We start from the raw sequence: 19,282 nt of genomic DNA, 5'->3' as shown, positions 1-19,282 counted from the left end.
TGGGACAGCCGCACCAGGCGGGATGGGGAACGTTGACAACTAAACTCCTGGCAGTAATTTCTCAGGCTGAACTATTCCCCAGGCTGATCACAGACATTCTGTTACGGATAACAATTCTAGGCACACGGAACACCGAATAGGAAGCTGCCGCACCGTGATGGAACGAATTCACGGTATGTTACAAGTAAACAAATTACGCCCTCGCCGGCGCGTGATCCCGAAAAGCGCTGCGCGGGCCCGTTTCCAACCCACCCCAAGGAGCCGCATGAGTGCCAAGCAGTTCACCCGAGGACCGGCCATGCGGGACGTCGCAGCGGCGGCAGGCGTCTCCGCGCAGACAGTCTCCCGGGTGCTCAATGAGCACCCAAATGTCCAGGACAGCACACGGCGGCGGGTCCTGTCAGTGATGGAAGAGCTTGGCTATCGCAGGAACAACACCGCCCGTGCGCTCGTGACGGGCCGGTCGCACACCATCGGCGTCCTGACGCTGGCCACCAACAACTACTCACGGTCGTCGTTGGCCCTTGGCGTTGAACTTGGCGCCCGTGAAGCGGGCTATACGGTGAACTCGGTGACCTCCAGCCTCAGCGCCCAGGCCCTGACCGACGCCGTCAGCAGGCTGGTCCTTCAAGGCGTGGATGGCATCATCATCGCCGCCCCGCTGCAGGAGGCTGCGGCACAGGTCAACAAAATCACGGCTCGGATCCCCACCGTCAACACCGACGGATCATCCACGATGGGCGACAGGACCGTTGGCGTGGACCAGGATATCGCTGCGGTTCTGGCCACCCGGCACCTGTTGGAACTTGGACACAAAACGGTCTGGCATGTGGCCGGCCCCCTTGAGTGGTCCGATGCGGCAAGCCGCCTCAACAGCTGGCGCCGGACCTTGCAAGAGGCCGGCTGCGAGGTGCCGCCCGAGCTGCACGGCGATTGGAGCCCCGAATCCGGTTATCGCAACGGGCTCATCCTTGGCCGGATGCCCGACGTGACGGCAATTCTGGTGGCCAGCGATGAAATGGCGTTTGGCGTGCTGCGCGCACTGACGGAGCTGGGCCGGCGCGTCCCCGACGACGTTTCGGTGGTGGGCATCGACGACATTGATTTGGCAGCGTTCTCAAATCCGCCGCTGACCACCATTCGCCAGTCGTTCGAGGACACGGGCCGTCGTGCCGTGCAACGGTTGGTGGCCCAGATCGCCCATCCCGAGATTGCCGGGGGGCCCGGGCTGGTGGCGCCAACCCTCGTGGTGCGCGAAAGCACCGCTCCCCCGCCGGCGGGCGCCTAGCCCGGGTTGCCGACTACAGGCGCTCCGGCCCAGGCGCTCAACCACAGGCGCTTGTACGCAGCTACCCTCGGCCCGCGACAAGCAGCGGGATCCCAAAAATGGGGTCCTGCTGCAGGATTTGCACATCGTTGAACCCCAGGGCTGCCAGCTCCGATGTGAAGGCGAGCTGCAGGGCCGGCACATTGCTGCCCATGCCGCTGCCCAACACGATGGGCCCCGCAAGGTTCAACTGGCCCGCGACCTTGGCAGCCATGGCCGCCAGGTCCCTGGCTGCCTGATTGACCAAGGCCAGTGCGTGCACGTGGCCGCGCTCCGCAGCAGCAAAGATCACCGGTGAGGCAGCAGCCCAGTAGCGGCGGGTCGTCCCTTGGTGAAAATGGGCGATCAGCTCACCGGGTTCGGCAAGCCCGCAGTATTCCAGCAGCCCGGCCGTCAGCTCATCGACGGCTTCCGCGGAGTCCATCCGGCGCAGGCTGTAGCGGACAGCTTCACGGCCAAGCCAATAGCCGCTGCCCTCATCGCCGAGCAAATAGCCCCACCCCCCGGCGCGGGCTTGTTCCCCCTCCTGATTCACGCCCCAGGCGGCCGATCCAGTTCCTGCGATGACGGCGACGCCCGCGGTTGCCCCGGCGGCGGCGAGCAGCAGCCGGGTGTCATGCACCACGCTCACCTGCGCACCCGCAACGAAAGGTGTGATGAGGCTGGCAAGGGCTGCGGCGTCGTCGTCCGTGTCAACACCGCCGGCCCCGGCAAACACCTCGGTGGCCCCGACGGAGTCCAGCCCGGCAAACAGCGTGGCCATGTTTTCGGCGGCCGTCTCCGGGCTCACATTCTGGACGTTGGTGCTGCCCACGCTGACGTCGGAGGTGACGGCGCCGTCCGTCCACACGATGCCGCGGGTCTTCGATCCGCCAATGTCCAGGCCAACGAAGCGCGCGGGTGAGTTGGGTGCATATAAGGGGTTTGTCTTCACGGATCTAGACTAATGCCATGTTCAATACACCTTTGATCGCCGCGCCCATGGCAGGTGGAACCACGACGGCGGAGCTGGCCTTGGCTGCCCAGGGCGCCGGGGCCTTCGCGTTTGCAGCCGGGGGCTACAAGACCGCCGAGCAGCTCGCCGCCCACATTGCGCCGTTGCGCGCCACAGGCGTCGACTTTGGCGTGAACTTGTTTGTGCCGCGCACCTCACCGCCGGCAGTGGCACAGTCCGCAGCCCTGGCTGCCTACCGCACTGAGCTGCTGGCGGCGGCCGGCCGCTACGGAGCCGAGGTGCCCACCATGGCGCTGGCCGAGGACGATCCCCGCGTGCAGGATTTTTGGGCTGAGAAGATTGCCCTGCTGTTGTCGGACCCTGTTGCGGTGGTGAGTTTTACCTTTGGTTTGGCTCCCGCCCATGTGGTGGCACAGCTGCACAAAGTTGGCACCCGGGTGGTTGCCTCGGTGACAAGTGCTGTCGAAGCCGTGGCCGCAGCTGCGACTGGTGTCGACGCACTCGTGGTCCAGCACACCAATGCCGGCGGCCACACGGCAGCATTCCTGCCGGAACCTGCCCCGCTGGCTGCTGCCGGCCGCGCCGCGACATCCGCCGCCACCCTGCCCGAATTGATTACTGAGGTTCGCCGGTCCGTGGGGCTGCCGCTGGTGGGCGCCGGTGGGGTTTCACGCCCCGAGGATGCCACGGCGGCCTTGAACGCAGGAGCCGAAGCCGTGGCGATCGGCACCGCTCTCATCCGCACGGATGAAAGCGGCGCCCGGCCCCTGCACAAGGACGCCCTGGCAGATCCGGCCTACACCCGCACCGCCATGACACGGGCCTTCACGGGCAAGCCCGCCCGGGCACTCGTCAACGACTTTGTCCGGGACCACACCGAAACGGCACCCCAGGCCTATCCGGAGGTGCATTTCCTGACGGCTCCCCTGCGCGCAGCAGCCTCGGCCGCACACGACCCGCGCGCCCTGAACCTCTGGGCCGGCACCGGCTGGAAGTCAGCTGGCAGCGGTCCGGCAGCGGCCGTGGTTGACGGCTTCCTGCGCGGACTCTAGTTCCACGGGCCGCCCGGGCGCCAATGGACGGGTCAATTATTCGGCAATTTGCTAGTATGGCGAACTAACGGATGCCGCCTGAGGCATCGTTTCGGCAAACATTGTGAATCTTGGAGGATCCCATGGCTTCAGCCGCGAAGAACGTTCGGCGCGACAACCCCCAGGGGCAGTCGTCGCCGGACGCCCTTGACGCCGTCGACCGCCAGATCATTGACACGCTGGTGGCCGATGCCCGGATCACCAACAGGGACCTGGCCGACACCGTGGGAATCGCCCCCTCCACCGCCTTGATGCGCACACGCGCGCTCATGGAACGCGGTGCCATTGAGGGGTTTGAGGCAAAGCTGAACCTGGCGTCGATCGGCCGGGCGGTGCAGGCGCTGATAGCGGTGCGGCTGCGCGCCCACGACAGGGACCAGATCGACACCTTTACGGCCCGTGTTCCGCTGCTTCCCGAGGTGCTTTCCACGTTCCACACCTCGGGCTCCGTGGATTACCTGCTGCACATTGCCGTCCGCGACACCGATGCCCTGCGGGACTGGGTCCTGGACAACCTGACGACCGACCCCGTGGTGGGACACACCGAAACGACGCTTGTCTTCAAGCACATTCCGGGGCACACGGGCCCGCTGGACTAAGCGGCTGGCGCAGGCGAGTCGACGGCGGAGCGCACGTTTTCGCCCCGCCTCGCCCATAATGGGCAGGTGACCATCATTGACAACGCCGTGTATGTCGACGGCAAGCGCTTCGCCAATCCAGATAGCCTCGAGCAGACGTACGAGGTGATGGATGCCTGCAACGGGATGGCCTGGATTGGCATGTTCCGCCCGGACGCGGCCGAGATGACGTCGCTGACTGCGGAGTTTTCGCTGCACGAACTGGCAGTCGAGGACACCATCAAGGCCCATCAGCGTCCCAAGCTGGAAAGGTACGACGACGTCCTCTTCACCGTGCTTCGGCCCGCCAGATACATTGATGAGAGCGAGGCCGTTGAATTTGGCGAACTCCATGTTTTCACCGGCAAGGACTTTGTTGTCACCATTCGCCACGCGGAAACCCCGGGGCTGACGTCCACTCGGAGCCGGCTCGAGGCCGACCCCGAGCTGCTGGCCCTCGGCCCCGAGGCTGTCCTGTACGCGATCCTGGACCAGGTGGTTGACGACTACAAGCCGGTGGTGAACGGCCTGGAAAACGACATAGACGAGATTGAGGACCAGCTCTTCTCCGGCGATCCGCACGTGTCGCGGCGCATCTACCAGCTTTCGCGCGAGGTGATCCAGTTCCAGCGGGCCATCCACCCGCTGCAGGGCATGCTGGAACAGCTCAAGGCCGGCTTTGACAAGTACCAGGTCAATGTTGAACTGCAGCGCTACCTGCGCGATGTGGAAGACCACATTGACATCGTCAATGCCCGGGCGGATTCCTTCCGCCAGCTGCTGCAAAACGCGCTCACTGTTGACGGCACGTTGACGACCAACCGGCAAAACGAGGCCAGCGCCGCCGAGAACGAGCAGATGAAAAAGATCTCGTCCTGGGCTGCAATCCTGTTTGCCCCGTCGTTTGTGGGCGCCATCTACGGCATGAATTTTGACGTCATGCCCGAGCTGCATTGGGCGTTTGGCTACCCGTTCGCCTTGGCGTTGATGTTCCTTGTGGGCCTGACGATGTACTTGATCTTCAAAAGGAAGTCCTGGCTGTAGGCTCCCGTCCCATCACCAGCCGCGGCTCAGGTCCGGGCCAGGGCCGCGATGTCTTCCAGGAAGCCTGCCGCCACAGCATCACTGACGGTTGCCTTGGTCTCGGCGATCGTCTCCAGGTAATCTGCCGTCACCGGACCACGTGTTTGCGGACCGGCAGCGGTGGCGGCGGCGGCGTCGTCGAACATGGCTTTCTCCAACGCACGCTGGGACGCGCTGCGGGCCGCAAATTCGATGTCCGCCGGCGAGAACCCATCGCTGGCCGCCACCAAATTGGCCACATCGATGTGGTCCACAATGTGGGCGGGAATGAAACGATTCCACATGGCGGTGCGGGCCTGCTGGTCGGGCAGGCCGATGGGGATGACGTAGTCGAAACGGCCGTGGCGCAGGAACGCCGAATCCAGCGAGCGGATGAAGTTCGTCGCGCACACCAGCAGCCGGCCGGGCTGGTCGCGGAACGCCGGAATGATCTTCAACAGCTCGTTCGTGACCCCCTGCGTGGGCGAGGGCGGCTCCCCCGAACGCTGCGAGGCAATCTCCTCCACCTCGTCAATGAACACGACTGCGTGCTCAAGTTCGGCAATTTCCAAAAACGTCTGCCGCAGTGCCCCGGCCAGCCCACCGGGATCCCCCGCCAGTCGCGAGGGAAAAACCTCCACAAAGGGCCACTCAAGCCGGGACGCGATGGCCTTGGCGAAGGTCGTTTTTCCCGTGCCCGGAGGCCCAAAAAGTACGACAGCGCGGGGCGGCACCACACCAAACTCCTCCGCAAGTGCCGCCTCGGCGAGCGGCAAAACGAGCCGCCGTTCGAGCAGTTCCTTCTCCGCCGTCATGCCGGCGACGCGATCCCAGAGATCACGGGGCAATACCCGGCCACCCAATTCCTCCAACACGCCCAATTCCGCCCGCTGGACGGGGATGCGCCGCTCAAAGTAGCGCAGGTTTTTCTTCACCTCAAAGCCGCGGTTGCTGAACGCGTCCACGCGGGTTTCCGTCTCGGGCATGAGGGCGGAGAGTTTGTTCAGGCCGTGGGCCGCCATCCGGTTTTCCACCGCAGCCAGCAACAGGGTGCCAATGCCGCGTCCGCGGAAGTCCGGCAGCGTGGCCAGGAAGACAATCCAGCCCTGGTCGTGGGCGGCCCGCGCCACGGCCGCACCAATGATGCGGTCGCCCAGCACGGCCACAACTGCGTGGTCCTTTTCGCATGAGGCGAGCACCTCGGAAAGGTCATAGACCGGATCCACCCCGTTGTCACGCAGCGACTGCCACAGCTCGAGAATGCCTTCAACGTCCTGTGAATGAAAATCACGAATGGTCCATGCCGTCATGTCACTGCCGCTCCTTTGCGTTGGCCCGATCACAGCATCATGGCACAGCCGCGCGGGCGGCCGGAAATCTCCCGGCTGGAAGACCCCGCGTGGCGGGCGCCGGCGGGCGACGTGTCAGACATCACGGCCGGAACGGAAACAATGCGGACCCCTCGGGCGCTGTCCACCTATGAAGACGTTATTTCCAAGTACCAAGAAAGCCGGCCCATGAGCATTGACATTGCAAGCGAAATCGACCTCGACTCCGAACTGGTTTTGGACAGCACCGCAGCGGCGGCACTGTTCCTGGAGGCCCGCACGGCCAACAGCTGGGCCGACGAGGAGATCACCGATGAGACCCTGCAGGCTGTCTATGCCTTGACCAAAATGGGTCCCACGGCAATGAACATCCAGCCGCTGCGCATCTCCTGGATCCGTTCAGCCGAAGCCCGCGAGCGTTTGGTAACCCACATGGCGGACGGCAACAAGGCCAAGACGCTCACCGCCCCCATGGTGGCAGTGCTGAGCTACACCAACGAGTGGCACGAACTGCTCCCCACGACGGCTCCGCATGCCGCGTCGATGGTGCCGATGTTTGAAGAAAATGTTGAGACCCGCAACGCCATGGCCGCCAACAACGCGCACCTGCAGGCCGGCTACTTCATTCTTGCCGCCCGCTCTGCCGGGCTGGCAGCCGGCCCCATGACTGGTTTCGACGCTGAAGGCCTGAATGCAGAATTCAACGCCGATTCGCCCTTCAGCGCATTCATGGTGATCAACCTGGGCAAGCCCAACGGCGTTGTGGACCGTGCGCGCCTCCACCGCCTGGACTTCGACCTGGCCACCGCCACGCTCTAACAGATTCATCGCTGCCGGCCCTTGCGGGGTGCGGCGTCCCGACGCGCTGTCCGCGGTTTTCACCGCAGGCAGCGCGTTTTTGCTGCCATGACGCACACCCGCCGTCAGCGGCGGCTCAACTCCACCGGCGCTCCGCTCCAGGGGAAGCCCGGGGGGAAGCAAGCACCCTGCCGCTCTCCAGTGTGCCGGGGCTAGACTGGCGGCATGAATGCACATGCTCCCGCCCCCGTCACCGTCACGGTCACCGGGGCCGCAGGTCAGATTGGTTACGCGCTGTTGTTCCGGATTGCTTCAGGGGCCATGCTGGGCCCCGACGTCCCGGTCAGGCTGAACCTCCTTGAGGTCCCGCAGGCAGCCAAGGCAGCCGAGGGCACCGTGCTGGAATTGCTGGACTGCGCGTTCCCGCTGGTCGCAGGCATGGAAGTCTTTGATGATCCGGTCAAGGCCTTCGACGGCGCAAACGTCGCCATGCTGGTGGGCGCACGCCCGCGCGGGCCGGGCATGGAGCGGGCGGACCTGCTCAGTGCCAATGGTGGCATCTTTTCGGTGCAGGGCCGGGCGCTCAACGCCGGTGCTGCCGATGATTTGAAGGTTGTGGTGGTGGGCAACCCCGCCAACACCAATGCCTTGATTGCGGCCTCGCATGCCCCGGACATCCCGGCGTCGCGCTTCACGGCCATGACCCGGCTGGACCATGACCGTGCGGTGGCGCAGCTGGCGGCGAAGACCGGCACAGGCGTGGCCGCCATCAAGAGGCTGGCCATCTGGGGAAACCACTCAGCGTCCCAGTACCCCGACATCAGCCATGCCTCGGTTGATGGTGCACCGGCCACATCGCTGGTGGAACAATCCTGGATTGCCGACGAGTTCATCCCCCGGGTGGCCAAGCGCGGCGCCGAAATCATCTCCGTGCGCGGTGGTTCCTCCGCAGCCTCGGCCGCCAACGCCGCCGTCGAACACATGCGGCTCTGGGTCCACGGCACCCCGGAAGGCGATTGGACCAGCATGGCCGTCCCCTCCGACGGCTCCTATGGCGTGCCGGAAGGCCTTGTCAGTTCCTTCCCCGTCACCACCTCCGGCGGCAGCTGGAACATTGTGCAGGGCCTGGAGCTCAGCGACTTCTCGCGGACCAGAATCGAGGCCTCGGTGGCAGAACTGGTGGCCGAGCGCGATGCCGTGGCTGAACTCGGCCTGCTCTAACGCTGCTGCTCCAACGCTGCCGGCTCAGGCACCCGAGCCGGCAGCGTTTCAGCGACAGCGCCGTTCCGGAGTGCCCGAATTCAAGTTAGACGCCCCCACACCCTCTCGCTGAGAACGACGTCATGGGGGATTGCCTTGAGAACGGCCGCACTCGTCTCAATGCCCTGTTTGGACAGGATTTTTCGAAGGTATTCCCAATACGCAGTGACGGCCTCCTCCATGGTTTGGCTGCCATGGGGTTCATCCGGCCCCACCACGACGCGCGCCGTTGCCTGAATCCCCTCCGGGTTGGCCTCGGCCCACGGCTGGCTCGAATTCCAGCCGCGGTCATCCAACAGAGGCGCTGACTGCCCATTGTCCAGTTCAGCCTCATGAAGCACTGAGACTGACACCCCTTGGGAACGGGAATCCGCGTCGGTATCGACAACACTCACAAGCCGGCTTACTGAGACCATGTTCTGCTCCTGCTTTCGGGACATTGGAATCGGGAGTGCACTTTTGGACACCTCCAGGTGTGACGCGGGCGGCCGTCGGCTACTTCTTGCGGCCCCAAACAAAGTAGGCGATGGGCCCAGCAAAATTAATGAACGACGCCGCCACCCACCCCTTTCTTGAACCGTTGACTTGCGCCGGTGTTCTTTGGGCGATGTCCCGCAGGGCGGCACCCTGCAGGACGAACTGGAGAACCCCGACGGCCACGATTGCGCGCCGACTGCCCCTGCCCAGCTCGCTCCACTGCTTCCGCTTGTTCCGTGCCACGACGACTCCTTTTGTTGTGGTGATCAGTTCCCGTCCTGCTCAAGGACGGTGCATTCAAAAACCCAGGGCCGGCCCGAAATGGTGAGCCGGTGCCGGGCCCCTGGCCCTGTTTTTGTGCCTGTGGCCGCGCCCTCCGTCGCTGGGTAAGCCTCGTCACCGGCCCACATGACACCAATTGGCCGGGTACCGTCCCGGGGCATGAGCAGGTGTGTGTTGTACAAGAACGGCGACCCGGCCCCCGCCTCGGCGAGCGCCTGCGCGACGGAGGCTGCGCCGACGAGGTGGTGCAGGGTGACCCAGGTGGGAGGCACCAGCGTCATCTCACCGGCGGCATGGCGTTCCAAGGCCCGGGCCGGGCTGAGCCAGGCATGGCGTTGGTGCTCTTCGGGGTTGAGCACCACCAGCTCCGAAGCGGCCGGTGCCAGCATGAACCACGTCCTGAAGCGTCGCGGGATTGACTGCATGGGCGTCCACTGCGAGAGCCAGACCAACTCGTCGAGGGAGAGCCGTTGGCCGGTTTCCTCCGCCAGTTCGCGCAGGCCGGCCGCCCGTGCAGCGGCCAGCTCATCGAGTGCGGCGCCGAAGCTGTCCACGCGGTCTTCGGGGTCGACCTTTCCGCCGGGAAACACCCATGCCCCGCCAAAGGCCCTGCTCGTGCTGGAGCGCTCAAGCATGAGCGTCTCAAGGCCGGAATCGCTGTCGCGCAGCAAAACAACGGTGCAGGCATCTTCCAGCGGCGCAAGCTGTGCTTGTGGGTCCATTCAGCCATCGTATCCCCCGCCGCTCCCCATGCACCAAGGCTCACACCGGGCCTCCGCAGCCGCAGGACACACCCCCACTGAACCGTCGAATCGGGGCCCCACCAACGGCTGCTCAAAGTCCTGCCGCACACCCATTGCCGCAGACTATACACGCGAGTAGTCTGCTATTCATGAGTACAGCTCAGGAGGATCTCACGGGGCGGGCACGGCTCCGGGACGCCGCCATCGAGTGCTTTGCCGCACGGGGATTCGGCGAATCCCTCCGTGCCATTGCGGCACGGGCAGGTGTCTCGGCCGGACTGGTCCGCCACCACTTTGGGTCCAAGAAGGAGTTGCGCGCCGAGTGCGATTCCACCGTCCTGGACCGCTACCGCGTGTTCAAGAATGACAGCCTGAACACGCCACCCACCCGCTTGTTTGCGCAGTTGCCCGCCTCCCGCGACGGCGGCATGCTCATGGTTTACATCCTGCGCAGCGTCCAGGACGGCAGTGCGGCGGGGCGCACGTTTGTGGACAGCATGGTGGCCGAGGCCGTGGACTTCACCGCGGACGCCGTGGCCCGCGGGCTTGTTGTGCCCAGCCGCGACGAGCAGGCCCGCGCACGTTTCATGGTGCAGCAGTCCATCGGCAGCATGCTGGTGAACCTGGCCATGCGCCCGGAAGTTCAACTGGACGATTTTGCAACCGTCATGGACCAGTACATGGCCGACTCCATGCTCCCCACGCTGGAGGTTTACACGGAAGGCATCTTCACCGACCGTGCCTATCTTGATGAATATGTTGCCTATCTGGCCACAAACACCAACCCGCCCGCGGGCCTCGCGGGAGAAGCTGCAACAAGGTAAGGGAATCACCATGTCCAACACCGTTCCGGCAGTCGAGGTAGCAGGGCTGCACAAAAGGTTTGGAAGCACCACCGCCCTGGCAGGGTTGAACCTGCAGGTGGATGAAGGCACTGTCGCAGGATTTCTGGGGCCAAACGGCTCGGGCAAGTCCACCACCATCCGCATCCTGCTGGGTCTTTTGAGGTCCGACGGCGGGACCGCAAGCCTGCTGGGCGGCGATCCCTGGCGTGACGCCGTCGAGCTTCACCGGCGCATTGCCTACGTGCCCGGCGACGTCAGCCTGTGGCCCAACCTGACCGGAGGGCAGGCCATCGACATCCTTTCGAAGCTGCGCGGCGGCGTGGACAACGCCAAGCGCGACGGCCTGCTTGAGCGTTTCGAACTGGACCCCACCAAGAAGGCGCGCAGCTATTCCAAGGGAAACAGGCAAAAGGTGGCCCTCGTTGCCGGGCTGGCCTCCAACGCGGAACTGCTGATCCTTGATGAACCGACGTCGGGCCTTGACCCGCTCATGGAGCAGGTCTTCACGGACTGCATCCGCGAGGTGAAGGCGCAGGGCCGCAGCGTGCTGCTCTCCAGCCACATCTTCGCCGAGGTCGAAAAGCTGTGCGACACCGTCACCATCATCCGCGAGGGCAGGACGGTGGAGGCCGGCCGGCTCGCTGAGCTGCGGCATCTGCACCGCACCGTTGTCAACGTCCTGCTGAACTGCGACGCGTCCGTGCTTTCCGGGGTCCCCGGCGTGAACGAACTCAAGGCCAACGGCAACCACGCCACGTTCACTGTGGGCGAGGCCGAACTCGGCGGCGTGCTCGCTGCCATCTCCACGCTCAACCCGCGCCAGCTCGTCTCGAGCCCACCGTCGCTGGAGGACCTGTTCCTGCGCCACTACGGCGGCACCGCCTCACCAGGCACGACAGCCGGCGGCACCACTGGTACGGACTCAGCCTCGGCGCAGTCAGCGGGTGCGCGATGAGCATTGCAGCCGCCCGCCTCCACGCTGCTGCGGCTCCCTCCGCGGCAGGCACACTCGTCGGATTCGGCTTGTCCGTGCGGTTCATCCTGCGCCGCAATTGGTTGCGCCTGCTGATCTGGGCCCTGGTGCTGGCCGTCATGATCCCGGTCGTTTATTCCTCCCAGCAGGAAGCCTTTCCCACGCAGGCGGTCCGGGATGCCTACGCCAATGTGGCCAACACCCCGGCCATTGCCGCGATGACGGGTCTGCCCTATGCGGCCGGCAGCCTGGGCGGCATCCTCGTCATCAAAATCTGGATGACCCTCGCCGTCGCCTTGGGCTTCGCCGCCATCTTCCTGGTGACCCGCAACGGCCGTGCCGATGAGGAAGCCGGCCGCACCGAGCTGCTGCGCGGCTCCGCACTGGGACGGCACGCCTTCAGCCTGGCGAACTACGCGGTGGTGGGCGGGCTCTCCATCGCAACTGGCCTGCTGATCACGCTGCTGGCGCTGGCCGATAATCTGCCAACAGCTGGTTCTTGGGTGCTGGGCGGGTCGATCGCCGGCGTCGGGCTGGCGTTTGTCGGGGTTGCGGCACTCTGCGGGCAGCTGAGTTCCACCAGCAGGGGCGCGAACTCTCTCGGCGTGGCCGTGCTGGCCGTCTTTTATCTGGTCCGGGCCGTTGCGGATGTGAATGCGTCCGACACGAAGGTGACCGCCCTGAGCTGGTTCTCGCCGATCGGCTGGGGCCAGAACATGCGTTCGTTCTCCCAAGACACGTGGTGGCCGTTCCTGGCTCTGCTGGCCTTCGCCGCGGCCTGCTGTTTGCTGGCGCTGCGCATTGAAACCCGCCGGGACTTGGGGCAGGGCCTGCTGCCTGAACGCCGCGGACCGGGACGCGCCACCGCAGTGCTGGCCTCGCCCATTGGGCTGGCGCTTCGCCTGCAGCGTGCCACGCTTGTTTCCTGGTTGCTCGGCGCAATCGTGGCCGGGCTGTTCTTCGGCAGCGTTGCGAGGGCCATGACCACGGTGTTGGACCCGTCAAACTCATTTGCCCAGGCATTCCTGGGTGGGTCCCAGGACCTGCTCAACGGCATCATGGGCACCTTCGTGCTGTTCAACGCAATGCTGGCCGGCGCGTTTGCCCTGCAAAGCCTTTCAGGTGCCCGGGCAGAGGAATCCGGCGGAAGACTCGAGTCCCAATTGGCCGGTTCGCTCGCCCGCACCCGCTGGCTCGGCGCGCACATCGCCGTGGCCGCGGCAGGATCTGCCGTGATGCTGCTGCTCGGCGGCTGGCTCACCGGAGTCTCCTCCAACGGCGCCGCATCCGGCTCCGCACTGGCCGGGGCAAGCTTCGCCTACTGGCCGGCCGTGCTGTTGATGATGGGCGTGCTGCTGTTTCTGCACGGCTTTCTGCCCCGGCTGAGCGTCAGCCTGAGCTGGGCCGTGTACGGCATGTCCGTGGTGGTGGCCATGTTCGGGCCGTTGTTTTCCCTGTCCGAGGATGCCATCAAGGCCACCCCGTTCGGTGCCGTCCCTCGCATGCCGGCCGACAGCTTCTCGCTGGCGCCCCTCGCGGCCTTGACCTTGCTCGCCGTCGTGCTTGGGGTGCTGGGGATTTGGCGTTTCCGCAATCGCGACATCACAGCGGAGTAGCCTGAACATGACGGTTATCCGGCCGGGCACGACGCACAGGAGGAATCGTGGAATCAGGGACGTTGGGGCAGGCGTTGGAGCTTGAACACCGTGAGATTGACGGTGGCATCGAGGCATTTGTCGCTTCACTGGATGGCCCGGAGCTCGCACGGCCCGCCCCGCTGCTGGCGGCCCTGTCCGGCCTCCGCCGGCATATTTATCTGGAGGAGGAGTTCCTGTTTCCGCCGCTGAAGACCGCCGGGTTGATGGGTCCCATCTTTGTCATGCTGCGGGAGCACGGCCGGCTCTGGAAGCAGATGGACTCCATCGAGTCGTTACTGGCCGAATCGGCTGATGCCGCCGCACTGCGCACGGCCTGCACGTCATTGCTGGAGCTGCTGGACGCCCACAATTCCAAGGAGGAACCCATCTTTTACACGCAGGCAGACGGCATCCTTGACGAGGCCGCCACCGAGGAACTTCTCCATTTCCTCACTCAAGGCACGACGCCGGAGGGCTGGGTCTGCAGCGCCGCCTAGCCACCGTGTTGCGGGACCGCTCAGGGACGCTTTCCTGCTTCATGGGCTGCCAGGGTGGCTGAGGCCTCGTCGAGGAAATTGTCCACCCCGTTCTGGTCGTATCCCTGGGCGAATTTGGTCGAGGCAAAGCGCGCCGCAATCACGGCCTCGGCGGTCAATTGCCCGGGACGCCCGGATTCCCATTGCTGCAAGGACTTGGAGATTTCAATGATGAAGTCGTCCACGGCGGGCATGGAGTAGCCCTCACGGAATTTTGTGGTGGCAAACCGGATCTTGCTGAGCTCGGAGCTGTGCATGGTGTGGCCTTTGTTGTTGGGGGACCATCGTCTTTCCGCGATGGAGAATTGCTGGGCGTGTTGCCGTCAGCCGGCTGCAGCCAAAATGGCCCGGGCCAGGGGTCCGCCGGTGACGGCCCCCAAGTCACCATCCTCGACAAAAACAGCCACCGCAACGTCGCCCTGCGCGGCAATCACCCACGAGTGTGTGCGCGGCGGATCATCGGTGCCGTATTCAGCTGTCCCGGTCTTGCCAATCGCTTCGGCACCGGGCAGGTCACCGAGCATGTCCAGATAGCCGTCGGTGACGACCGCCCGCATCATTGTGCGCAGATCACCTGCTTCAGTGTCGGTCAATGCCGCGCCGTCAGCCGGCTTTGCCTTGCCGTCATGGCCGTCAACCAGCACGGGGACAACAGCGGAGCCCTTGACCACGGCCGACATCATCGCGGCCATGCCCAGCGGCGACACCTGCACCTTGCCCTGTCCAATCATTGACGCAGCATGTTCGGTCCCGGCCGAGTCCCGCGGCACATTGCCCATGAACGCCTGCAGGCCCAGATCGTTGGTCATGCCAACACCCAACGCGCCTGCCGCATCCGCCAGCTTGTCCTGGGGCAGATTTTCAAATTGTGAGACAAAGGCTGTGTTGCAGGAATGGGCGACGGCGGTGGTCAAGGACACTTCGCCGGTCGCCTCGGGCGCGTAGCCGGGAGCGTTGAGGAACTTCTTGCCGTCAGCGGTGAATTCGGGGGTGCAGCTCACTGTCGACGTCGGGGTCATGCCCTGCCGCAGCAGTCCCAGTGACGTAGCAATCTTGAACGTCGAGCCGGGGGCATATTGGCCAAGGAACGCTGTGTTGTAGCCCTGGCTGTCAGGGCCGTTGGCCGAGGCCAGAATGGCGCCTGTGGATGGGCGCATGACGACGATGGAGCTGGGCGTTTTCACACTTGACAGTGTGTCCTCGGCCGCGCTTTGCAGCGCCGGCACCAAGGTGGTCTTGACGTCCTTGCCATCAATCGGATCAACGGTGAAGAGGGCCCGCGGAGGCGAGTCGGAATCGGCCGGTGCGGTCCCGGCGTCGTCCGTGGGAGCAGCGTCCGTGGCGGCATCGCTGGATGTGGCAGCCGCTGGAATGGCACTGACGGTGACTCCGGGGGTGCCGGCCAGCTGCGTATCGAAGGCAGCCTGCAGGCCGCCGGAACCGACAAACTGTCCCGCCACAATCTTGCCCTCGGACTTTTCAATGTCCTCGGCCGATGCCTCGCGGACGGTGCCAAGGATGGCGGAGGCGAAGGTGCGCGAGGGTGCCAGCGGCATGGTTGATTCGGTGGCGAGGATGCCCTTGATGGCGTTGAGCTTGTCCTGATCCAGCGCCGTGAACGCGTCCTCGCGCAAGGTGATGGCGTCAACAAAAGCCACCGGGCCGTAGGCCTTGACCTTGGCGGCATAGCCTGCGGGGTCAATGTCGAGCATCCCGGCCAGTTCCTTCGCGGACGCTTCGGCCTCGGCTTCGTTCAGTCCGTCCTTGTTTATGCCAACGATGTGCACCGGCCGGTCCTTCACGATCGCCTCACCGTCAGCGGAGAGGATGCCGGCCCGTGTGCCGTAGCTGGTGCTGATCTTCAGACGCTCACCCGCTGCCAGTTTGGGTTCAACCATTTCCGGGGACCAGGTGATGGTCCAGTCCTTGCCGTCGCGTTTCATGTCGGCCCCGGTGGAATACGTCCACGGCTTTTCAACCTTGGGGAGCTTCCACGAGTAATCCAACGAGACGCGGGCAGTGTCATCCTTGATTTCGACGCCGCTGACGCTGACCGTCGGCCACACCGGGTCGATGCCCTTGGAAAGTTCTGTCAGTTCCTTCTGGACGTCGGCGCCAGGCTTGTCAAAGCTGAGGTCCCCGATGGTGTGGGTGGACAGGGCCTTGGCGAGGGCGTCTGCGGTGGATGTCCCGTCGTCCTGGGGTGAACACGCCGTTCCACCGAGAACAAGGCTAAGGGCAAGCAGCAAAACTGTGACGCGACGAATCATGGGCTCCCTGACGTTGGTATATGGCCCAGCCTACCCAATGCGCAGACTTCTTCTCCGCCGTGGGATGTCTGGTGCGGTGCGCGGTACGATGCGCGGTGAGCCTGCACGCCGGAGGCGGCTGCACTCTGGCGCGGGCACGGTCACTTGGGAAAGTTATTCCGACCCGTCTGATGGAGTTGGCACGTGGAGGCGTTCCTTTGCGGCCGTGGTTGCGTCCGTCATCTCGTGCAGGAATCGTTCCACGAAGGACAGTTCCTCGGGAGAGTACTTTTCCAGTGCTGCACCGAGTTCTGCCGCCAGGGGTGAAAACATCTGGCGCCCCACCACGCGGGCGGCATCGGTCATGGAAAGTTCCACCTGTCTCCGATCCACCTGTCCGCGGTGGCGGGTGACGTGTCCTGAATGCTCCAGTCGGTCGACAAGTGCCGTTACCGCCGGTGAGCTGAGGTTCAGTGCCTGCCCCAGCTTCCCTGGAGTCGGTGCTGCCGCATCCGCACCCGGGTTGAACAGGAAACCCAGGGCATTTAAGTCTGTCCGGTGCAGCCCGTTCACGGCAGCGGCCCGGTCAACATAGCGGTCTGATTCCATGGTGAATTCGCGCATCGCAGCAAGAAGTTCAGCGTGATTTCGGGAAGGTCTCATGTCCTCAATCTTCCCCCTAAAATCCAGATGGGAAGAAAAATCGTCATAAGGATTATAGACTGTCTCGATGATCGAAGTATTATTGTCATCATGAAGAACGCTGACTGGTCCCCCAAACGCTGGCTCCGCATTGCCCTGCCCTCCGTCTTGATCGTTGTCTGGCTGCTTGTCGCCGGTCTTGGCGGGCCTACTTTTGGCAAAATCTCTGATGTCTCCACCAACGATCAAGCCAGTTTCCTTCCTGCCAGCGCGGAATCCACGGTGGTTCGCGACTGGCAGCTGAAGTTCGTGGACAGCAACGTGATTCCCGCAGTTGTGCTTTTGACTGCCGAGGCCCCGTTGTCAGACTCCCAGCTGGGGGAAATCGCAGCGCTGTCCGAGAAGCTTGGCGCTGTCAGCGGCGTGCAGAAACCAGAACTGCCAGCCACCTCTGCCATTGCCGGGCCCATTCCCTCGGAAGACAAGAAGGCCGTGGAATTTCTGGTCCCCATCTCTGACACCGGCGAAATCAAGACTGTCGTGGGGGATTTGCGGGACGTCCTTAACGATTCCGCCCCCGACGGAGTGAGTACCTATGTCACGGGCCCGGCTGGCCTTACGGCGGATTTGGTCAGCGCCTTTGGCGGCATTGACGGCGTGTTGCTGCTGGTGGCCCTCCTGGCCGTATTTGTGATCCTGCTGGTTGTCTACCGTTCTGTGGTGCTGCCGCTGTTGGTGTTATTCACGTCCGTGGTGGCCCTGTGCGCATCCATCTTGGTCGTGTACTACATGGCCAGCTGGGATTGGATCAAGCTCAGCGGCCAAAGCCAGGGCATCCTGTCCATTCTGGTGATCGGCGCGGCCACCGACTATTCGCTGCTGATGGTGGCGCGATTCCGCGAGGCCCTGCACCAGGTTGATTCAAAATGGGCCGCGTTGGGACGCGCAATGCGCGGAGCGTGGGAACCCATCGTGGCTTCCGGATCCACGGTTATTTTGGCCATGCTCTGCCTGCTGTTCTCCGATCTGAACTCCAACCGGAGCCTGGGACCCATTGCGGCGATCGGCATACTCTTCTCGCTGCTTGCGGCCCTGACCTGCCTGCCTGCACTCCTGGTGTCTTTCGGCCGGGGAGCCTTCTGGCCCTTCAAGCCAAAGCTCTCGTCCGGCCATGAGCACAAGCATGAGGCCCTTGGCACTGCCGGCATGAACGCGATGACGAGCAATCAGGTCGAACACGGCCTCGCCGGGGTCGTCGGCATTTGGCGGCGCGTTGGTCTGTTGATTGCCCGAAAACCACGCCTGACATGGGTGGTGACCCTGGTTCTGCTTCTGGCGGCAAGCTCAGGAATTGTGCAGCTGCAGGCCAACGGGGTGTCACAGACTGAAGTCATTTTGGGCCAGAGCAATGCAGTTGACGGCCAACGTGCACTGGCGAAACACTTTGATGGCGGCAGCGGCAGCCCGGTGCTGATCATCGCGGACCAAGACAGCAAGGACCAGGTCCTGGCCGCCGTCGAAGGCACCGACGGGATCACTGAAGCCAGCATCTACACCGGCGGTGGCCGCCCCGACGCCGCGGCGGAGCCCGTGATCAAGGATGGGCGTGTGCTGATCAACGCCACACTGAAGGACCAGGCAGATTCCGATGCCGCCGAACAGGTCGTTGTTGAACTCCGCAAACAGTTGCCCGCGGTGGATGCTACTGCTTTGGTGGGCGGCGTGTCGGCAATTGCCTTGGACACCAACGTCACGGCGCAAAGTGACCTGTTCAAAATTGTGCCGCTCGTGCTGCTGGTTATACTCATCGTCCTCACCCTGCTGCTGCGCTCGATTGTTGCACCACTGCTGCTGATCGCCTCTGTGGTGCTTTCATATCTGGCCACGATGGGCGTTTCGGCGCTGGTCTTCAATCATGTGTTTGGTTTTCCGGGAGCCGATGCCACGGTCCCGCTGTTTGGGTTTGTCTTCCTGGTGGCCCTTGGCGTCGACTACAACATCTTCCTCATGACTCGCGTCCGAGAGGAGTCACTGCTCATGGGCACCCATGCTGGTGTGTTGCGCGGTCTGGGCAAAACGGGCGGAGTCATCACCTCCGCAGGTGTGGTGCTGGCGGCGACGTTTGCTGCCCTGGGAATTATTCCGCTGTTGTTCTTGGCGCAGCTGGCATTCATCGTGGCGTTTGGCGTACTGCTGGACACCGTCATTGTGCGATCACTGCTGGTGCCGGCACTGACCTACGACCTGGGCAACAGGGTGTGGTGGCCTGCCAAGGCTAGATTCGATGACGGGGAGAAAAAGGGAAACGAGCTCAGCCTGTCCGGCGGTTCATGATCGCTTCCATCGGGCGTCCCTTCCATAGCCCGGCGCGGGCCGGCTGAGAGTGTCTTTCCGAAGCCACCTACGCAACCGGGGGTTGTTTACTGCTCCGGTGCTGTTCACGCGATCGGGTGGAGCTGA

General features: G+C 64.1%; 19 protein-coding genes. 11 read left to right on the top strand and 8 right to left on the bottom strand.

Annotation, left to right across the window (positions count from 1 at the left end):
* Positions 1-265 precede the first annotated feature (265 nt).
* The gene (locus ACT3TS_RS15430; protein ID WP_444532404.1) at positions 266-1,288 is read left to right on the top strand and encodes a LacI family DNA-binding transcriptional regulator; all 1,023 of its coding nucleotides are present in this window, start codon (positions 266-268) and stop codon (positions 1,286-1,288) included.
* Between the two features lie 61 nt (positions 1,289-1,349).
* On the opposite strand, the gene ACT3TS_RS15425 is transcribed toward ACT3TS_RS15430, so the two are convergent.
* Entirely contained in the window at positions 1,350-2,261 is a 912-nt protein-coding gene (locus tag ACT3TS_RS15425; RefSeq protein WP_444532403.1) for an N-acetylglucosamine kinase, read from the bottom strand.
* 17 nt (positions 2,262-2,278) lie between these two features.
* Here ACT3TS_RS15425 and ACT3TS_RS15420 point away from each other — a divergent pair, with 17 nt between their 5' ends.
* The 3 genes from ACT3TS_RS15420 to corA all read left to right on the top strand — a co-directional run bounded on the left by ACT3TS_RS15420 (position 2,279) and on the right by corA (position 5,034).
* A complete protein-coding gene (locus ACT3TS_RS15420; protein WP_444532402.1) occupies positions 2,279-3,334 on the top strand; it encodes a nitronate monooxygenase in 1,056 nt (351 codons plus the stop codon).
* A 122-nt stretch (positions 3,335-3,456) separates the two neighbouring features.
* Positions 3,457-3,972, top strand: coding sequence for an Lrp/AsnC family transcriptional regulator (locus tag ACT3TS_RS15415; protein WP_444532401.1), 516 nt, complete (start codon positions 3,457-3,459; stop codon positions 3,970-3,972).
* A 66-nt stretch (positions 3,973-4,038) separates the two neighbouring features.
* On the top strand, positions 4,039-5,034 hold the full coding sequence (gene corA, locus ACT3TS_RS15410; RefSeq protein ID WP_444532400.1) for a magnesium/cobalt transporter CorA: 996 nt from the start codon (positions 4,039-4,041) through the stop codon (positions 5,032-5,034).
* A gap of 26 nt (positions 5,035-5,060) precedes the next feature.
* Here the strand turns inward: corA and ACT3TS_RS15405 are convergent, their stop codons facing one another.
* Complete coding sequence (locus tag ACT3TS_RS15405) at positions 5,061-6,362, bottom strand: ATP-binding protein (protein WP_444532399.1); 1,302 nt, start codon at positions 6,360-6,362, stop codon at positions 5,061-5,063.
* 39 nt (positions 6,363-6,401) lie between these two features.
* Between ACT3TS_RS15405 and ACT3TS_RS15400 the strand changes: the two genes are divergently transcribed.
* The gene (locus tag ACT3TS_RS15400; protein WP_444532398.1) at positions 6,402-7,199 is read left to right on the top strand and encodes a malonic semialdehyde reductase; all 798 of its coding nucleotides are present in this window, start codon (positions 6,402-6,404) and stop codon (positions 7,197-7,199) included.
* 204 nt (positions 7,200-7,403) lie between these two features.
* Positions 7,404-8,399 carry a malate dehydrogenase gene (locus ACT3TS_RS15395; protein WP_444532397.1) on the top strand — a complete coding sequence of 332 codons (996 nt, stop codon included), beginning with the start codon at positions 7,404-7,406 and terminating at the stop codon, positions 8,397-8,399.
* 80 nt (positions 8,400-8,479) lie between these two features.
* Here ACT3TS_RS15395 and ACT3TS_RS15390 read toward each other — a convergent pair whose 3' ends face one another.
* The 3 genes from ACT3TS_RS15390 to ACT3TS_RS15380 form a co-directional block, all read right to left on the bottom strand.
* On the bottom strand, positions 8,480-8,854 hold the full coding sequence (locus tag ACT3TS_RS15390; RefSeq protein ID WP_444532396.1) for a hypothetical protein: 375 nt from the start codon (positions 8,852-8,854) through the stop codon (positions 8,480-8,482).
* Positions 8,855-8,933: 79 nt separating this feature from the next.
* The gene (locus ACT3TS_RS15385) at positions 8,934-9,158 is read right to left on the bottom strand and encodes a hypothetical protein (RefSeq protein WP_444532395.1); all 225 of its coding nucleotides are present in this window, start codon (positions 9,156-9,158) and stop codon (positions 8,934-8,936) included.
* 23 nt (positions 9,159-9,181) lie between these two features.
* On the bottom strand, positions 9,182-9,919 hold the full coding sequence (locus ACT3TS_RS15380; protein WP_444532394.1) for an NUDIX hydrolase: 738 nt from the start codon (positions 9,917-9,919) through the stop codon (positions 9,182-9,184).
* 170 nt (positions 9,920-10,089) lie between these two features.
* Here ACT3TS_RS15380 and ACT3TS_RS15375 point away from each other — a divergent pair, with 170 nt between their 5' ends.
* The 4 genes from ACT3TS_RS15375 to ACT3TS_RS15360 are packed head-to-tail and all read left to right on the top strand — an operon-like array spanning position 10,090 to position 13,892.
* Positions 10,090-10,764, top strand: coding sequence for a TetR family transcriptional regulator (locus tag ACT3TS_RS15375; RefSeq protein WP_444532393.1), 675 nt, complete (start codon positions 10,090-10,092; stop codon positions 10,762-10,764).
* Between the two features lie 10 nt (positions 10,765-10,774).
* A complete protein-coding gene (locus tag ACT3TS_RS15370) occupies positions 10,775-11,740 on the top strand; it encodes an ATP-binding cassette domain-containing protein (RefSeq protein WP_444532392.1) in 966 nt (321 codons plus the stop codon).
* The gene (locus ACT3TS_RS15365; RefSeq protein WP_444532391.1) at positions 11,737-13,374 is read left to right on the top strand and encodes an ABC transporter permease; all 1,638 of its coding nucleotides are present in this window, start codon (positions 11,737-11,739) and stop codon (positions 13,372-13,374) included. The genes ACT3TS_RS15370 and ACT3TS_RS15365 overlap by 4 nt, the downstream gene beginning before the upstream one ends.
* A gap of 47 nt (positions 13,375-13,421) precedes the next feature.
* Entirely contained in the window at positions 13,422-13,892 is a 471-nt protein-coding gene (locus ACT3TS_RS15360) for a hemerythrin domain-containing protein (RefSeq protein ID WP_444532390.1), read from the top strand.
* Between the two features lie 20 nt (positions 13,893-13,912).
* Here ACT3TS_RS15360 and ACT3TS_RS15355 read toward each other — a convergent pair whose 3' ends face one another.
* From ACT3TS_RS15355 to ACT3TS_RS15345, 3 genes are all read right to left on the bottom strand, one after another.
* Positions 13,913-14,188, bottom strand: coding sequence for a DivIVA domain-containing protein (locus tag ACT3TS_RS15355; protein WP_444532389.1), 276 nt, complete (start codon positions 14,186-14,188; stop codon positions 13,913-13,915).
* Between the two features lie 66 nt (positions 14,189-14,254).
* A complete protein-coding gene (locus ACT3TS_RS15350; protein ID WP_444532388.1) occupies positions 14,255-16,201 on the bottom strand; it encodes a penicillin-binding transpeptidase domain-containing protein in 1,947 nt (648 codons plus the stop codon).
* A 153-nt stretch (positions 16,202-16,354) separates the two neighbouring features.
* The gene (locus ACT3TS_RS15345) at positions 16,355-16,843 is read right to left on the bottom strand and encodes a MarR family winged helix-turn-helix transcriptional regulator (RefSeq protein ID WP_444532387.1); all 489 of its coding nucleotides are present in this window, start codon (positions 16,841-16,843) and stop codon (positions 16,355-16,357) included.
* A gap of 90 nt (positions 16,844-16,933) precedes the next feature.
* On the opposite strand from ACT3TS_RS15345, the gene ACT3TS_RS15340 reads away from it, so the two are divergent.
* Positions 16,934-19,156: an MMPL family transporter gene (locus tag ACT3TS_RS15340; RefSeq protein WP_444532386.1), complete on the top strand. Its 2,223-nt coding sequence runs from the start codon at positions 16,934-16,936 to the stop codon at positions 19,154-19,156.
* Positions 19,157-19,282 lie beyond the last annotated feature (126 nt).

The organism is Specibacter sp. AOP5-B1-6 (genome assembly GCF_052376555.1).
In the GTDB taxonomy this organism is placed as follows: Bacteria; Actinomycetota; Actinomycetes; order Actinomycetales; family Micrococcaceae; genus Specibacter.
Note: the sequence above shows the minus strand (reverse complement) of the source record. Positions and strands in the feature narration are given on the sequence as shown.

What these genes read in the sequence shown, in the direction of transcription:
- ACT3TS_RS15430 (WP_444532404.1), top strand. Translation starts at nt 266, where the DNA reads ATGAGTGCCAAGCAGTTCACCCGAGGACCGGCCATGCGGGACGTCGCA.
- ACT3TS_RS15420 (WP_444532402.1), top strand. Translation starts at nt 2,279, where the DNA reads ATGTTCAATACACCTTTGATCGCCGCGCCCATGGCAGGTGGAACCACG.
- ACT3TS_RS15415 (WP_444532401.1), top strand. Translation starts at nt 3,457, where the DNA reads ATGGCTTCAGCCGCGAAGAACGTTCGGCGCGACAACCCCCAGGGGCAG.
- ACT3TS_RS15405 (WP_444532399.1), bottom strand. Translation starts at nt 6,362, where the DNA reads ATGACGGCATGGACCATTCGTGATTTTCATTCACAGGACGTTGAAGGC.
- ACT3TS_RS15400 (WP_444532398.1), top strand. Translation starts at nt 6,402, where the DNA reads ATGGCACAGCCGCGCGGGCGGCCGGAAATCTCCCGGCTGGAAGACCCC.
- ACT3TS_RS15395 (WP_444532397.1), top strand. Translation starts at nt 7,404, where the DNA reads ATGAATGCACATGCTCCCGCCCCCGTCACCGTCACGGTCACCGGGGCC.
- ACT3TS_RS15390 (WP_444532396.1), bottom strand. Translation starts at nt 8,854, where the DNA reads ATGGTCTCAGTAAGCCGGCTTGTGAGTGTTGTCGATACCGACGCGGAT.
- ACT3TS_RS15380 (WP_444532394.1), bottom strand. Translation starts at nt 9,919, where the DNA reads ATGGACCCACAAGCACAGCTTGCGCCGCTGGAAGATGCCTGCACCGTT.
- ACT3TS_RS15375 (WP_444532393.1), top strand. Translation starts at nt 10,090, where the DNA reads ATGAGTACAGCTCAGGAGGATCTCACGGGGCGGGCACGGCTCCGGGAC.
- ACT3TS_RS15370 (WP_444532392.1), top strand. Translation starts at nt 10,775, where the DNA reads ATGTCCAACACCGTTCCGGCAGTCGAGGTAGCAGGGCTGCACAAAAGG.
- ACT3TS_RS15365 (WP_444532391.1), top strand. Translation starts at nt 11,737, where the DNA reads ATGAGCATTGCAGCCGCCCGCCTCCACGCTGCTGCGGCTCCCTCCGCG.
- ACT3TS_RS15355 (WP_444532389.1), bottom strand. Translation starts at nt 14,188, where the DNA reads ATGCACAGCTCCGAGCTCAGCAAGATCCGGTTTGCCACCACAAAATTC.
- ACT3TS_RS15350 (WP_444532388.1), bottom strand. Translation starts at nt 16,201, where the DNA reads ATGATTCGTCGCGTCACAGTTTTGCTGCTTGCCCTTAGCCTTGTTCTC.
- ACT3TS_RS15345 (WP_444532387.1), bottom strand. Translation starts at nt 16,843, where the DNA reads ATGAGACCTTCCCGAAATCACGCTGAACTTCTTGCTGCGATGCGCGAA.
- ACT3TS_RS15340 (WP_444532386.1), top strand. Translation starts at nt 16,934, where the DNA reads ATGAAGAACGCTGACTGGTCCCCCAAACGCTGGCTCCGCATTGCCCTG.